At 73.9% G+C, this 13,732-nt stretch carries 15 protein-coding genes and 2 pseudogenes; 11 read left to right on the top strand and 6 right to left on the bottom strand.

Translation table 11 applies throughout. The features are described from left to right. Window positions 1–23 precede the first annotated feature (23 nt). A complete protein-coding gene (locus tag ACN268_RS18920; protein WP_421486934.1) occupies window positions 24–800 on the top strand; it encodes a hypothetical protein in 777 nt (258 codons plus the stop codon). A 9-nt stretch (window positions 801–809) separates the two neighbouring features. Here ACN268_RS18920 and ACN268_RS18915 read toward each other — a convergent pair whose 3' ends face one another. The 3 genes from ACN268_RS18915 to ACN268_RS18905 all read right to left on the bottom strand — a co-directional run bounded on the left by ACN268_RS18915 (window position 810) and on the right by ACN268_RS18905 (window position 3,689). Then, window positions 810–2,864, bottom strand: a complete 2,055-nt coding sequence (locus ACN268_RS18915; protein ID WP_421486933.1) for a glycogen debranching N-terminal domain-containing protein — start codon at window positions 2,862–2,864, stop codon at window positions 810–812. Further along, a complete protein-coding gene (locus ACN268_RS18910; RefSeq protein ID WP_421484351.1) occupies window positions 2,864–3,241 on the bottom strand; it encodes an SCP2 sterol-binding domain-containing protein in 378 nt (125 codons plus the stop codon). The genes ACN268_RS18915 and ACN268_RS18910 overlap by 1 nt, the downstream gene beginning before the upstream one ends. A 73-nt stretch (window positions 3,242–3,314) precedes the next feature. Beyond that, window positions 3,315–3,689, bottom strand: coding sequence for a DsrE family protein (locus tag ACN268_RS18905; RefSeq protein WP_145921867.1), 375 nt, complete (start codon window positions 3,687–3,689; stop codon window positions 3,315–3,317). A gap of 12 nt (window positions 3,690–3,701) precedes the next feature. Here ACN268_RS18905 and mtfM point away from each other — a divergent pair, with 12 nt between their 5' ends. Both mtfM and ACN268_RS18895 read left to right on the top strand, forming a co-directional pair. Further along, the gene (mtfM, locus tag ACN268_RS18900) at window positions 3,702–3,806 is read left to right on the top strand and encodes a small membrane protein MtfM (protein ID WP_067315095.1); all 105 of its coding nucleotides are present in this window, start codon (window positions 3,702–3,704) and stop codon (window positions 3,804–3,806) included. A gap of 16 nt (window positions 3,807–3,822) precedes the next feature. Further along, window positions 3,823–4,413, top strand: a complete 591-nt coding sequence (locus ACN268_RS18895; RefSeq protein ID WP_421484350.1) for an FABP family protein — start codon at window positions 3,823–3,825, stop codon at window positions 4,411–4,413. 76 nt (window positions 4,414–4,489) lie between these two features. Here the strand turns inward: ACN268_RS18895 and ACN268_RS18890 are convergent, their stop codons facing one another. Beyond that, window positions 4,490–5,332, bottom strand: coding sequence for an aminotransferase class IV (locus ACN268_RS18890; RefSeq protein WP_421484349.1), 843 nt, complete (start codon window positions 5,330–5,332; stop codon window positions 4,490–4,492). A 91-nt stretch (window positions 5,333–5,423) separates the two neighbouring features. Between ACN268_RS18890 and ACN268_RS18885 the strand changes: the two genes are divergently transcribed. From ACN268_RS18885 to ACN268_RS18870, 4 genes are all read left to right on the top strand, one after another. Then, on the top strand, window positions 5,424–5,828 hold the full coding sequence (locus ACN268_RS18885; RefSeq protein WP_421486932.1) for a Fur family transcriptional regulator: 405 nt from the start codon (window positions 5,424–5,426) through the stop codon (window positions 5,826–5,828). After that, the gene (locus ACN268_RS18880; protein ID WP_421484348.1) at window positions 5,825–6,937 is read left to right on the top strand and encodes a YgfZ/GcvT domain-containing protein; all 1,113 of its coding nucleotides are present in this window, start codon (window positions 5,825–5,827) and stop codon (window positions 6,935–6,937) included. The genes ACN268_RS18885 and ACN268_RS18880 overlap by 4 nt, the downstream gene beginning before the upstream one ends. Before the next feature lie 142 nt (window positions 6,938–7,079). After that, window positions 7,080–7,907 (top strand): 3-keto-5-aminohexanoate cleavage protein, encoded by an 828-nt coding sequence (locus ACN268_RS18875; RefSeq protein WP_421484347.1) that lies wholly within the window; start codon window positions 7,080–7,082, stop codon window positions 7,905–7,907. A 128-nt stretch (window positions 7,908–8,035) separates the two neighbouring features. Then, the gene (locus ACN268_RS18870) at window positions 8,036–8,995 is read left to right on the top strand and encodes an asparaginase (protein ID WP_421484346.1); all 960 of its coding nucleotides are present in this window, start codon (window positions 8,036–8,038) and stop codon (window positions 8,993–8,995) included. Window positions 8,996–9,016: 21 nt separating this feature from the next. Here ACN268_RS18870 and ACN268_RS18865 read toward each other — a convergent pair whose 3' ends face one another. Continuing rightward, the gene (locus ACN268_RS18865) at window positions 9,017–9,817 is read right to left on the bottom strand and encodes an alpha/beta fold hydrolase (RefSeq protein WP_421484345.1); all 801 of its coding nucleotides are present in this window, start codon (window positions 9,815–9,817) and stop codon (window positions 9,017–9,019) included. Window positions 9,818–9,930: 113 nt separating this feature from the next. Between ACN268_RS18865 and ACN268_RS18860 the strand changes: the two are divergent. The 4 genes and pseudogenes from ACN268_RS18860 to ACN268_RS18845 form a co-directional block, all read left to right on the top strand. Further along, window positions 9,931–10,683, top strand: a pseudogene (locus tag ACN268_RS18860) (helix-turn-helix domain-containing protein); the annotation flags it as partial. 191 nt (window positions 10,684–10,874) lie between these two features. Next, window positions 10,875–11,399: pseudogene (locus tag ACN268_RS18855) on the top strand (hypothetical protein); the annotation flags it as partial. Window positions 11,400–11,799: 400 nt separating this feature from the next. After that, a complete protein-coding gene (locus ACN268_RS18850) occupies window positions 11,800–12,114 on the top strand; it encodes a DUF2516 family protein (protein WP_088643267.1) in 315 nt (104 codons plus the stop codon). Next, entirely contained in the window at window positions 12,111–12,998 is an 888-nt protein-coding gene (locus tag ACN268_RS18845) for an alpha/beta fold hydrolase (RefSeq protein WP_421484344.1), read from the top strand. The genes ACN268_RS18850 and ACN268_RS18845 overlap by 4 nt, the downstream gene beginning before the upstream one ends. On the opposite strand, the gene ACN268_RS18840 is transcribed toward ACN268_RS18845, so the two are convergent. Then, window positions 12,988–13,680 (bottom strand): DNA polymerase beta superfamily protein, encoded by a 693-nt coding sequence (locus ACN268_RS18840; protein WP_421484343.1) that lies wholly within the window; start codon window positions 13,678–13,680, stop codon window positions 12,988–12,990. The genes ACN268_RS18845 and ACN268_RS18840 overlap by 11 nt on opposite strands. Window positions 13,681–13,732: the final 52 nt, after the last annotated feature.

Here is a 13,732-nt window from a genome sequence, read left to right as displayed (position 1 = left end):
GTCCGTCCGCGTCGCGCCGCCGGCTGGCGTGGCTGTTGGCCGTGACGGTGGCCTGGGCGGTGGTGGTGGGCGGGCTCACCTGGTGGTCGGCCCGGCACGACCCGCCGACTGTCAAGGAGCAGCGCACCCTCGCCGACGCCGGCCCGGTGGTCGACCGGGCGCTCGGTGAACTGGTCGCGGCGGTCGTCGACGGTGCCTGGGCGCTGACCGCCCCCCAGGTCGAGCGTGGCTGCCGGATCACCCCGATGGCCGACGGCGCGACCCTGACCCGGGGGCTGGACGTGCTGGTCGCCGAGGGCGGCGAGCGGGCCCTGCTCGACCGGGTCGCCGACCGGCTGCCGGCCGACTGGCGGGCCGGGGTGCGGGCCGGCGCGTCGGGTCCCCGGCTGCGCGCCGACGCCGGGGAGTTCGTCGCCGTGCAGGGCCGGGTCACCAGCGGCGGCCGGGTCCGGTTCACCGCCGACACCGGGTGCCGCCCGGTCGGTGCCGGCTATCCGCAGCCGTCGGCGGCCCCCGCCGACCCCACGCTGGACGCCGCGCTGCGGGCGCTGGGCCGCCCGGCGCGGTCCGCCCCGGAACAGGTCACCGCGCCGTGCCCGGGTGGCGGCACCGCCCGTACCGTCGCCGTCTCGGCCGGCGACGCGCCGGTCGCGCTGACCGGCCTGCGTCCGCTGGCCGCCGGCTCCCCGGTGGCCGACCTGCCCGAGGTGTACGCCTACCGCAGCGGCCCGGCCACCGTCCTCGCCGACGGCACCGGCGCGCAGGTACGGCTCGCCGCCTCCACCGGCTGCCCCGGCTGACCCGCCAGGTCAGTGGCGGGGTACGTGCTCGCGTGGGGTACGACTGCGGCCCAGGGCGTCGACCCGACCCCACCGGCCCGGGATGTCCAACAGTTCGACCCGACCCATCCCCTCCGGCACCATCGGATCGATGATCAGGTGCTCACCCTGCGGTTCCAGACCGAGGAGCACCCGCAACAGCAGCAGCGGGGTGCCGGCCGACCAGGCCTGCGGGCTGCACGCCGTCGGATACTGCACCGGGTAGTCGGTGAGGGTGCGTTCGTAGCCCGCGAACGCCTCCGGTAGCCGTCCGTCGAAGAACCGGGAGGCGTCGAGCATCGCCTCGCAGATCCGCCCCGCCTCGTCCCGGAAGCCGTACCTGCTCAGGCCCCAGGCGATGAACGCGTTGTCGAACGGCCACACCGTGCCGACGTGGTAGCCGATCGGGTTGTAACGGCCCTCGTCGGTGGCCAGGGTGCGCACCCCCCAGCCGGAGTAGAGCCGGGGGCCGAGCAGGTGTTCGGCGATCCGGGCCGCCCGGGGCTCGTCGACGATGCCGCTCCACAGCAGGTGGCCGATGTTGGAGGTGAGCGAGTCGACGTGCCGGCCGTCCGGGTCCAGGGCGACGGCGAAGTACTCCTTCTCCGGAATCCAGAAGTCCCGGTTGAAGCGTTCCTTGAGCGCCGTCGCCTCCCGTTCGAGCCGGTCGGCGTACTCGGGGTCGTTCCAGAACAGCCGGGCCATCCGGGCGCCGCGCCGCTTGGCGTCGTAGGCGTACCCCTGGATCTCGCAGGTGGCCCGGGGGAAGCCGGGCAGCCGGCCGTCGGCGTAGGAGATGGCGTCCCACGAGTCCTTCCAGCACTGGTTCTCCAGGCCGGTCTCCGGGTTGCGGCTGCGGTACCAGACGTACCCGGTGCCGAGCAGGTCGCCGTAGGTGTCGATCCAGTGCAGGGCGGCGCGGGCGGCGAACTCCAGCCGTTTGACCAGCGCCGAGTCCCCGGTCCACCGCTCGTACTCGTCGAGCAGGATGAGGAACAGCGGGGTCGAGTCGGCGGCCCCGTAGTAGGGGGAGTGCGGCTGCTCCTCGAAACCGGCGGTCTCGCCGTACCGCAGCTCGTGCAGGATCTTGCCGGGTTCCTCGTCGCGGAAGTCGTCGAGCCGGTAGCCCTGGAGCCCGGCCAGCATCAGGATCGTCGGCGGCACCAGCTCGGGAAGGAACGGCAGCACCTGCAACGAGGTGAGCATGCTGTCCCGCCCGAACAGGGTCATGAACCAGGGCAGACCGGCCGCGAGCAGCCGTACGCCCAACGTGATCGACTCGTACCGGAGCGCGGCCAGGTCGTGCAGGCTCTGCCGGTACGCCCCGGCGAGCGGCTCGCAGTCGCAGCCGAGTTGGGGCGCGCGGGCGACCAGCTCCTCCTGCTCGTCGCGGATGACCGACGGCCCGCGTACCGCCCCGAGCGCGGTGATCGCCCGGACGTCCTCGTCCCGCGCGCCGTGGATGATCGGCGTCACGGTCAGCCGGGTGCTCCACTCGCAGTGCGCGGCGACGGTGATCGACCAGGTCATCCCGGCCTGGTCGACGCGGGCGTCGGTGCTGCTGGTGATCGTCGCCTCGCGGTGGAACGCCTCCCGCCGGTAGCTCAGCCGCAGGGTGTTGTCCCCGGCGACCGCGCTGGTCCGGCCCTTCTTCGGCTGCTGGTGCTTGATCTCGAAGAGGTCGGCGAAGTCGGAGCCCATCTCCAGCCGCAGGTCGAAGCGCATCTCCCGGCCGGAGTGGTTGAGCACGGTGAGTTCCTCGGTGAAGTTCCCGCCGATCGACCGGGTGCGGATCATCGACACCTTGGCGTCGAGGTAGTGCGTCGGCTCGCCCGGGACGAGGAAGAACCGGGTCTGGTAGGAGTGCGCGTCGTCGACCGAGAGGGCGTGCAGCCGCTCGCCGTCGAGGGTGAGCAGCCAGGTGGACAGGAACCGGGTGTCGAACGAGAACAGCCCGGTCGGGAAGTCGAACGACGGTTCGACGTCGCCGCGCCCGTCGCAGACCAGGAAGGTGTTGCCGTCGAGGATGCTGACCCGCTGCTGCATCACGCCCGCCCGGTCTGCTCACGGGCGGTCTCCCGGGGGTCGCGTACCCCGGGCGGGGTGGGGAAGAACTGCCGGAACACCAGGAACAGCATCACGTTGCCGCTGAACGTGGACTCGTTGCGCAGCACCGCCGCGACGCCCTGGGCGCGTCCGGTGACCAGCCGTTCGAAGAGGTCGGCGCTGCTGCTCCAGACGGCGTCCGCCGGGCCGCTGGCCCGTTCCACCACCGCCCGGCCGGGGCTGATCCGCACCAGCCAGTGGTCGGTGTGGTCGTCGTCGACCAGGTCGATCTGGAGCGTTCCGGTGACCGGGGCACGCAGCACCGCCGGGGCACGCGCCGGCAGTGCCGCGAAGAACTCGTCCGTCGCCCGACTCACCTACGCATGGTAGGCAAAATGCCTACAGACAGGTGCAACATCGGCACCGCCCGGTGGGGCCGGTGCGGCCGGGTCAGTAGACCAGCGCCTGCGCGCCCTCGGCCATCGCCTCCTCGACGAAGACCGCCGCGCCGGCGATCCGGACGCCGGGCAGCACGTCGTCGGGGCCGATGTCCCGGCGGGCGGCGCACTGCGTGCAGGCGGTGACCTGGCCGGTGGCGAGGATGACGTCCAGCAGGTCGGTCAGCGGCGCCGAATGCGGCAGGGTGAACTGCCCGGCCCGACCGGGCACGGCGAACCAGGTGGACTCGCCGGTCAGCCAGAGCGACACGGTCACCCCGGCGGCGGCGGCCGTGGCGGCGACCGTGAACGCCTGCGCGCACCGCTCCGGGGCGTCCGCTCCGGCGGTGGCCTTGACGACGAGAGTGCGGCCCATGGGGCCCAGCATAGGATGACCATGATGGTTACCGAGATCGGGTTCGTCAGCCTGCTGGTCGCCGGCCTGGGCGCGCTCGCCGGTGGCCTGGTCTACCTGGCCGTACGCCTGTCGAGAGGTAAGTGGTGACAACCGAGGAGAACCGGTGAGCGACGAGAACCCCCTTCAGCCGCCGTGGTTGAACGCGCCGCCGGTCGAGGAGTACCCGTACCAGGAGAGCCACGACCTGCGGGTCGGTCCGAAGCTGCACCCGTCGCTGGACGGGCTGCTGCCGTACGTCGGGGTGTGGCGGGGTCGCGGGCGGGGCGGTTTCCCCACCATCGAGGACTTCGACTACGCCCAGGAGATCCGGATCAGCCACGACGGCCGGCCGTTCCTGTTCTACGAGTCGCGGGCCTGGCTGCTCGACGACGAGAGCCGTCCGGTCCGGCCGGCCGGGCGTGAGGTGGGCTGGTGGCGTCCGGTGCTGGACGGCGAGCGGGTCACCGACGAGCTGGAGGCGCTGATGACCTCGCCGACCGGGATCATGGAGCTGCACATCGGCCGGCGCACCGGTACGCAGATCGAGTTCGCCACCGACGCGGTGGTGCGTACGGCCACCGCCAAGGAGGTGACGGCGGGCGCCCGGCTCTTCGGCATCGTGGAGGGGGCGCTGCTCTACGCCCAGGAGATGGCGGGCATGGGCCACAGCCTCTCCCCGCACCTGTCCGCCCGGCTGATCCGGGTGGCCGGCTGACGTTGATCGACTCAGGGGCGCCGATGTTGCGGCGTCCGCGAGCGGAGATACCGCAACGTCGGCCCCGTCGTGTCGATCACGCGAAGCCCAGCAGCCCCCGGAGGCGGGGGGTGTGCGGGGAGGCCGGGCGGGGCTCGCCGTCGAGGGCCCTGACCTCGACCAGGCCGCGTACCGACGAGGTCAGCCAGATTCCGGCGGCGGCGTGCAGCCCGGCCGGGGTGACCATCCGCTCGGCGGGGGTCAGGCCCAGCCCGGTCACGTGGTCGAGCAGCCAGCCGCAGGTGGTGCCGGGCAGGATGCCGGTGCGGTCGGCCGGGACGGTGCACAGGGTGTCGCCGTCCAGCCAGACGACGTTCGCGCCCGGAGCCTCCAGCACGTAGCCGTCGGTCGAGACCCAGAGCACGTCGTCCACGCCGGTCCGGGCGGCCCAGCGGCGCGCGGCGCTGTTGGTGGCGTACGAGATGGACTTGATGCCCGTCGGCAGCCAGGACAGTTCGGGGCGACCCGTGGCCGGCACCCCGAGGGGCAGGGTGGCGACGGTGACCCCGGCGTGGCGCAGCCGCTTCGCGGCGGCCGGCACCTCGGCCAGGGTGGCGTAGACGGTGGGCAGCCCGCCACCCTCCGGCCCCCGGGTGCAGACCAGGCGCAACGCGCCCTCGACCCCGTCGGGCCAGCCGTCGACGAGGGCGTCCAGCAGGTCCACCAGGGCCGCGTCGGGCGGCAGCGGGAGTTCCAGGGCGGCGGCTCCGGCGCGCAGCCGGGCCAGGTGTTCGGTCCGCAGCCAGGGGCGTCCGCCGCGCAGGTGCATGGTCTCGAACAGCCCGTCGCCGCGCAGCGTACCCAGGTCGTCCCCGCGCAGCACCGCCTTCGTCACGGGGACGACGCCCCGGCCGAGCACGGCGATCCTCGATGCCACCACGACCGCCGAGCCTAGCGGCGGCACGACGTGGCCGGGCGCGGGCCGCCGGCCGAACTATGATCGGACGGTGTCCGAATCCTCGCTGGCGGAAATGCTCCGCTCCCGCGGGTTGCGGCTGACGGCGCAGCGGCAACTGGTCCTCCAAGCCGTGCTCGACCTGGGTCACGCCACACCGGAGCAGGTGCACACCGCGGTCCGTGAGGTGGCCGCCGGGGTCAACATCACCACCATCTACCGGACGCTGGAGCTGCTGGAACGGCTCGGCCTGGTGACCCACACCCACCTGTCGCACGGTTCGCCGACCTACCACGCGGCGGGTGAGCACCAGCACATCCACCTGGTCTGCCGCGAGTGCGGCGCGGTCGACGAGATCGATCCGGAGCTGATGCGCCCGCTGGCCGACCAGCTCGCCACCGGGCGGGGCTTCCGGGTGGACATCGGGCACGTGGCGCTCTTCGGCGTCTGCCACAACTGCGAGGACGGGGAATCGACATGATCGACATCGGGGGAGCGGTCGCCGTCGAGGCGATCGACGAGGCCAGCCGGGACCAGCCGGACGCCGAGCACCGGGCGGCCGGGGTGCGGGGTGTCGCCGCGCACTACGGCGACCCGCTGCGCGAGCAGCGCACCCTGGCCACCGGGGTCGGTCTGGTGGACCGCTCGCACCGGGGGGTCGTGGCCGTCTCCGGCCCGGAGCGGATCGGTTGGCTGCACACCCTGACCAGTCAGCACCTCGCCGCGCTCGGCCCGTGGCAGGGCACCGAGCTGCTGGTGCTCAGCCCGCACGGGCACGTCGAGCAGCACGCCATGGTCACCGAGGACGGTACGACCACCTGGCTGGACACCGAACCGGGGATGACCGCCGGCCTGCTGACGTACCTGGAGAAGATGCGGTTCTTCAGCCAGGTCGAGCCGCGCGACGCCACCGCCGACCACGCGCTGTTGTCGCTGGTCGGGCCGCAGGCCACCGACGCCGTCACCACGCTGGGCGTGACCGGGCTGGCCGCACCCGAGGTGCTCGCGGTGCCGGGCCCGAAGTTCCGCTCCGGCGAGCTGCCCCCCCGCCCCACCGTCCGCTACGACGTGCAGCCGCTGACCGGTGGCGGGTGGGCCCGACGGGTCCCGCTCGGGGTGGACCTGCTGGTGCCCCGGCCGGCCCTGGACGGGGTCGTCGCCGAGCTGCGTGCCGCCGGGGTGCCGGCGGCCGGGCTGTGGGCGTACGAAGCGGTGCGGGTGGCCGCCCGGCAGCCCCGGGTCGGGGTGGACACCGACCACCGGACCATCCCCGCCGAGGTGGGACTGATCGCCCCGGCGGTGCACCTCGACAAGGGCTGCTACCGGGGTCAGGAGACGGTCGCCCGGGTGCACAACCTGGGCCGGCCGCCGCGTCGGCTCGTCCTGCTGCACCTGGACGGGGTGACCACCGACCAGCTTCCGGTGGCGGGCACCCCGGTCACCCTGGACGGCCGGACGGTCGGCTTCGTCGGTACCGCCGTGCACCACTTCGAGCTGGGTCAGGTCGCGCTGGCCGTGGTCAAGCGCAACCTCGCCGACGACGCCCGGCTGTCGGTGGGCGACACCGCCGCCGCCGTCGACCCGGAGTAGCCGACCCGGCGACAAGGATGCCCATCTGCTGCCGCAGGGACGGGAAGTTCTTCGCGTAACTGCCTGCGAGCGTGCGGTTCTTCCTGTCCCGGCCCGGCTGCGGCATCGACCTCAGGCGGCCTGGGCGGTTACCATCGCCGGCATGACGACAGGGACGTTGATCACGGTTGCCCCGACCGGCGCGGAGTCGGCCAAGGCGGAGGTGCCGGCGCTGCCGGTGACCCTCGACGAGTTGCTGCTCACCGCCAAGGAGTGCGAGGCGCTCGGCGCTTCCGTGATCCACGTCCACATCCGGGACGACAAGGCCCGTCCCACCCTCGACCAGGGGCGGCTGCGGGAGACGGTGGCGGCGCTGCGCGAGGGCACCGACCTGATCGTGCAGCTCTCCTCCGGCGGCGCGGTGACCGACCCGGAGGCCGACCGGCTGGCCGTGCTGGACGCCGCCCCGGACATGGCCTCCTGCACCATGGGCACTGTCAACTTCGGCGACGACGTCTTCCTCAACCGGTGGGAGTTCATCGTCGACCTGCACACCCGGATGCAGGAACGCGGCATCCTCCCCGAGTACGAGATCTTCGACCTCGGTCACCTCGCCGCCCTGTCCCGCCTGCTCGACCGGTACGGCCTGCCGCACGGCGGGCACGTGCACGTCGATTTCGTGATGGGGGTGCCGGGCGGGATGCCGGGCACCACGGCCACCCTGGTCGCCGCCCAGCAGATGTTGCGTGACCTGCCGGCGGGCACCACCTTCTCGGCCACCGGCGTCGGTCGCAGCACCATCCCGGTGATGCTGGCCTCGCTGTCCACCGGCGGTCACCTCCGGGTCGGTATGGAGGACACCGTGACGTACGCCAAGGGCCGCCCGGTGGAGTCCAACATGCAGCTCGTCGCCCGCGCGGTCGGCTTCGCGCAGCTCGCCCAGCGTCCGCCGCTGACCACCACCGAGGCCCGTCGGCTGCTCGGCCGGTAGCCGCCGGCCCGGCGGGGGCGGTCAGGCGTCGGTAAGTCATGCCCGGCCCGGCGCTCCGTACCCCCGTGGCAGACGTCGCAGGTCACCCGGGTGCCGGGCGCGTCGGCCCGCGTCGGTACCTTCCCAGGGTGACCAAGACGTACGAGGGTGGCGGGCCGCTCGCCGAGGTGGTCCGGTCGGGGTTCGTGGAGGGCGTGCACCGGGGCTCGGTGGTGGTGCTCGACGCCGCCGGCGCACCGGTGGCCGGCGCCGGGGACGGCACCTCGCCGATCTTCCCCCGGTCGGCCAGCAAGCCGTTGCAGACGCTCGGCATGCTCCGGGCCGGGCTGGCGGCGACCGACCCGGCCGACGTCGCGCTCGTCTCGGCGAGCCACGCCGGTGAGGAGTTCCACCTGGCCCGGGTGGCGGCGCTGCTGCGCTCCGCCGGTCTCGACCCGGACGCCCTGCACTGCCCGCCCGACCTGCCGTTCGGCGAGGCCGCCCGGGAGGCCGTGCTCCGGGCCGGCGGTGGCCCGAGCCGGCTGGCGATGAACTGCTCCGGCAAGCACGCCGGGATGCTGTCGACCTGCCTGGCCGCCGGCTGGCCGCTGGACGGGTACTGGCGGCCGGAGCACCCGTTGCAGCGGCGGCTGACCGCCACCATCGAGGAGTTCACCGGCGAGCGGGCGGCGGCGGTCGGCGTGGACGGCTGCGGTGCGCCGGTGCTGGCGGTCTCGCTGACCGGGCTGGCGCGGGCGTTCCTGCGGTTGGTGACCGCCGGGCCGGGCTCCCCGGAGCGTACCGTCGCGGACGCGATGCGGACGCATCCGGAGCTGGTCGGCGGCACCGGGGCGGACGACACCCGGCTGATGCGGGGCGTGCCGGGGATGCTGGCGAAGATCGGCGCGGAGGGCGTGATCGCCGCCGCGCTGCCGGGCGTCGGCGCGGTCGCCGTCAAGATCGACGACGGGGCCACCCGGGCCCGGATGCCGGTGCTGGTCTCCGGGCTGCGCCGGCTCGGCGTGCAGGCCCCCGTGCTGACCGAGTACGCCGAACTGCCCCTGCTGGGTGGTGGTCTGCCCGTCGGCGCGGTCCGTCCCGTCTGGTGACCCGCTCCCACATCCTCACTGTCAGAGGAGGAAGGCGCGCAGGGCGTCGGCCACCGGGGTCGGGCGTTCCAGCGGGACCAGGTGGGCGGCGTCGGGGACGTCGGGGAGGCGGCGGGCGTCCGGTGCCTCGGCGGCGATCCGGTCGGCCAGCCGGATGATGTCCGGAATATCGACGGCACCGGCGGTGACCAGCACCGGCATGCTCAGTTCACCGAGCCGGTCGATGGCGGGCGGGTCGAGTTCGACGACGTCCACCGCGCTCAGCGCCTGCTCGGCGGCGAGGGCCCGCCGGTCGGACTCCTCGGCGAAGGCGACGAGCGCCGGGTCCAGATCCTCGGGTCGCCGGTACGGCCCGACCACCCAGAACCGCACCTCACCGGCCGCGCTCGCCGCGAGATCCTCCTCGTCGACCTCGCCGACGAGGGTGTCCCACAACTCCTCGGTCTGCTCCGACCACTCGTGCCCGGAGACGGCGGTGCCGAACAGCGCCAGCGCCGACACCCGTTGCGGGTACGCCAGCGCGGTGTCGATCGCCACCGCCCCGCCGAACGAGCAGCCGACCAGGGCGGCCCGTGTGATGCCGAGCGCGTCCAGCACCGCTCGGACGTCGTCATGGTGGGCGAAGGACTCCGGCGGCAGCGCGGACTCCCCGTAGCCGCGCAGATCCAGGCAGATCACCCGGAACCGGTCGGCGAGGGCGTCCCGGACGGCGTGCCACATCCGCCGGTCGGCGATCCCCGCGTGCAGCAGGAGCACCGGGCTGCCGCTGCCCGCCTCGTCGTACCCCAGGGTGGTGCCGTTGACGGCGATGTTCGTGGTCACGCCGTGCAAGGTACGGACCGGGCATCCGGTGTCGCAACGCGGTTTCTGTTAGCTCGCTAACTCTGGCTAGCGTTTTGCTTGCTGGAGCTAGCAGTGCGGACTACGGTTGGGGCATGGCCGCACCCAAGGATCTACCCGACGTCGGCGGATTCATCCGTGACCTGCGGCGGAACGCCAAGATCTCACTCCGCCAACTCGCCGAGCAGGCGGGGGTGAGCAACCCCTACCTCAGCCAGATCGAGCGGGGCCTGCGCAAGCCCAGCGCCGAGGTGCTCCAGCAGCTCGCCAGCGCGCTGCGGGTCTCCACCCCGGCGATGTACCTGCGGGCCGGGCTGCTCGACGACAAGGAGGGTCAGGGGGTGCTCGCCGCCATCGCGGTCGACCCCGACCTCACGATGGCCCAGAAACAGTCCCTCAGCCAGATCTACGAGACCTTCCGCCGGGAGAACACCCGGCTCGCCGAGGCCGAGGCCGCCGCCAACCCGTCCGTCGAGGACGAGCCGGTGGCCCCGGGCGGGCCCACCGGAGCACCCGACGGACCGGCCACCGCCACCGCACCGGACCCGTCCGCTGCGGGCCGGACCGTCACCGACGAGACCGCCGTCACCGATCGGACCGCCGTCACCGACGAGAGCGTCGCGGCGGCCGTCACCGACAGGGCCGCCGTCACGGACCAGCCGCTCGTCACCGACGGGGCGGCCGTCACGGATCAGCCGGTGGTCACCGACCGGACCGCCGCCGTGGCGGACCGGCCGGACACGCCGGCCCCGACGGGCCGCCCGTCCGCGCCGGCCGTGCCGACCGGGGCGGCAGCCGGGATCACCCCGGCGGCCACCGGCCCGGTCACCCCGGAGGGCACCCCGACCGAAGCCGTCCTGGAATCGGTCGCCCGCACCGAGGCGGGCACCGCCCCCGCCCCGACCGGAGCGGGCAGCGCCGGGACGGCACCGCACTCCCCGGACACCGCGCCCATTACCGGCACCCGCGCCGACCGGGCGGATGCCGCACCCACGACCAGCACCAGCAGGGCCGCCGGAGCGGCCGAGGAGGAGTTGTCATGACCCAGCCGAAGACCAACCGCATCCCTGCCCCGCTCTACGCCGCCGCCGGCGCCGGAGAGCTGGCCTACCAGCAGCTGCGCAAGTTGCCCACCGTCGCGACCGAGCTGGGCAACCGGGTCGTCGCCGACGGCACCAAGGTCGTCGCCGAGCTGGGCGGCAGGGCCGTCGTCACCGGGGTCGAGCTGCGGCAGAAGGCCACCGAGACCTTCCGTACCGCCAACCTGACCGCCACCGGCCTGCGCGAGCGGGTCGCCCCGACCGAGCTGAACCTGGACAAGCTCCGCGCCGAGCTGAACCTGGACAAGCTCCGCACCGAACTGGACCTGGACAAGCTCCGGGCCGAGCTGGACCTCGACCGGCTGCGCGGTGCCGCCACCCGCAACGCCGCCGTCGTGGTCGCCGGGGCGCAGGCGGCCCAGGAGCGCGCGCTGGCCGCGTACGGCGCGTTGGTCGCCCGGGGTGAGCGGGTGGTCGGTGCCGGGGTGCTGGAGGCCGCCGACACCGTCAACGCCGACATCGAGGCGACCGACGCCACCGTGCGTACCGGGACCACGGCGGACACCACGACCGGCCCGGTGGACACCGTGACCACCGGCCCCTCGGACACCGTGACCACGAGCCCCTTGGACACCGCGACCACCAGCCCCTCGGGCGGGGCCGCCGCCGACCACGCGCCGACCCCGGCGGACGTGGCCGAGGTCGTCGAGGCCAAGCCGGCCGCCGCCAAGACCACCCGGACCCGGGTCAGCAAGGCCGCCAAGGCCACCAAGCCGGCGGCGACCGGGTCGACCGCGACCGGTACGCCGGCGAAGCCGAAGACCACGAAGCGGACCCGCCCGGCCGCCGAGTGACCGTCGCCGACACCGGCCCCGGGGGCGTCCTGACGGACGTTTCCGGGGCCGTCGGCATATGCTGGCCGACATGGCCATCGCCGCGCCGATCTTCGTGTTCCACCTCGTCTACGTGATCGACCTGGTCCTGCTCGTGTTCGCACTGGCGGTGCAGGGCATCTCGCTGGTGCACGCGTTCACCCAGCGTTCGGACGCCTTCCCGGCGATCGGGACCCTCCCCAAGGGTGGCTGGATCGCCATCCTGGCCGTCTGCATGCTGCTCACCCTGCTCGGTTTCGGCGCGCTGAGCATCTTCGGGCTGATCGGCATCGCGGCCGGTCTGATCTACCTGCTCGACGTCCGGGTGGGGCTGCGTGACCTGCACGACGGCAAAGGGTTCTGGTGAGGGGTTTCCGCTGGCCGCCACCACCGGACGGCGGGCCCCGCACCTGGGGCCCGGGGCCCGGGGCGCCGCGTACCGGGCGACCCGCCCTGCCGGAGCCGGAGACCGAGCTGGTCGCCACCCCGCACGACGTGCACCTGGAACGGCTGGTGACCGGTGTCGGTGACCCGGTCACCGTGTTCGCGCACGGGTTCGGCAACGGCATCGCCACCACCCGTCCGTTCGGCAGCGCGGTAGCCGGCCGCCGGGTCTTCTTCCAGTTCCGGGGGCACGGCCGCTCCGACGCGCCGCCCGGCCCGTGGAGCTACCTCGACCTGGCCCGTGACCTGCGGGCGGTGGCGGATCTCAGCGGTGCCACCCGGGCGTTCGGGGCGAGCCTCGGCGCGGGCGCGCTGTGCCGGCTGCTGGCCGAGAGCCCGGACCGGTTCGAGAAGCTGGTCTTCCTGCTCCCCGCCGTCCTCGACCGGCCGCGCGGCCCGATCGCCCAGCAGCGGCTGGCCGACCTGCTGGAGGCGGTGTCCGGCGGCGACGCCTCGGCGGTGGCGGACGTGGTCGCCCTGGAGCTGCCGCCGTCGGTCCGCAACACCCCGGCCGGCTGGGCCTACCTGCGCCAGCGGCTCGACCAGTTGCTCCGCGACGGGCTCGCCACCGGCCTGGCCGACCTGCCGGAGCAGTCCCCGCTGGCCGACCTCGCCGCCCTGGCCGGGGTGACCGCCCCGGCCCTGGTGATCGGCTGCGTCGGCGACGACCTGCACCCGACCCACATCGCCGCCGAGCTGGCCGACGCGTTGCCGCAGGCGACCCTGCACGTCTACGACCGCCCCGGGTTCGCCTGGACCGACCGCGCCGACCTGCGGGACCGGATCTCCACCTTCCTCAACGACTGACGTCGGCGTCCGCCGTCGGCAGGTGGGCGGCGCGGACGGCACGCAACCAGCGTTCCACGGTGGCCTCGTCGGGCCGGTCGGGCAGCGGGGTGCGGAGCCGGTCGAAGTCCCGCTCCGCCTCGGCGACCAGTGCTTCCGCCTCGGTGAGCGCGCCGCCCGCGACCCGCTCACCGAACGCCCGGAACCACTGCGGGTCCGCCAGCCGGATCTCCAGCACGCCGGTGGCGTAGAGGGTCCGCCCCTGGTGCAGCAGCCGGGCCAGGTGCCGGGCGTGCTTGGCGCAGCGGCGTCGACCGCCCACCGTCGCGTCGCGGGTGGTCAGCTTGCGGAACTGCTGGCTCGCGTACCCGAGGTAGGCGTCGCGGACGCGCGGTGCGCTGAGGAACGCCGACCGGACGGCGATCAGGCGGTCGCCGAGTTCGGTGCGGGTCTCGTAGCAGTCGTCGGGCAGCCAGATCAGCTCGGTGGCCGTCGGGTTGCCGCTCAACGCCAGCCGGGCGTACTTGCCGGCCTCGTGCAGGGTGACGTCCGGGTCGGTGGTGACCACCGACTCCCGGGGCGGCCGCAGGCCGTGGAAGGCGACCGTCGGGGCGGCGAAGACGCCGATCCGGTCGACGTCCGAGCCGGGGCCGGCCAGCCCGTAGGCGACCGAACCGACGATCCCGGAGAGCAGCAGGTGCATGCCGGGAGCATGCCGGATCGAACCGGCACGCGAAACCGGACTTCGGTTGTCA

This window comes from Micromonospora sp. WMMD735, assembly GCF_049178995.1.
GTDB classification, from domain to species: Bacteria; Actinomycetota; Actinomycetes; order Mycobacteriales; family Micromonosporaceae; genus Micromonospora; species Micromonospora wenchangensis.
Note: the sequence above shows the minus strand (reverse complement) of the source record. Positions and strands in the feature narration are given on the sequence as shown.

Bases quoted from the DNA above. Each gene is read 5' to 3' on its own strand.
- ACN268_RS18915 (WP_421486933.1), bottom strand. From the start codon at position 2,864: ATGCAGCAGCGGGTCAGCATCCTCGACGGCAACACCTTCCTGGTCTGC.
- ACN268_RS18905 (WP_145921867.1), bottom strand. From the start codon at position 3,689: ATGCTGGGCCCCATGGGCCGCACTCTCGTCGTCAAGGCCACCGCCGGA.
- mtfM (WP_067315095.1), top strand. From the start codon at position 3,702: ATGGTTACCGAGATCGGGTTCGTCAGCCTGCTGGTCGCCGGCCTGGGC.
- ACN268_RS18885 (WP_421486932.1), top strand. From the start codon at position 5,424: ATGCTCCGCTCCCGCGGGTTGCGGCTGACGGCGCAGCGGCAACTGGTC.
- ACN268_RS18880 (WP_421484348.1), top strand. From the start codon at position 5,825: ATGATCGACATCGGGGGAGCGGTCGCCGTCGAGGCGATCGACGAGGCC.
- ACN268_RS18875 (WP_421484347.1), top strand. From the start codon at position 7,080: ATGACGACAGGGACGTTGATCACGGTTGCCCCGACCGGCGCGGAGTCG.
- ACN268_RS18850 (WP_088643267.1), top strand. From the start codon at position 11,800: ATGGCCATCGCCGCGCCGATCTTCGTGTTCCACCTCGTCTACGTGATC.
- ACN268_RS18840 (WP_421484343.1), bottom strand. From the start codon at position 13,680: ATGCACCTGCTGCTCTCCGGGATCGTCGGTTCGGTCGCCTACGGGCTG.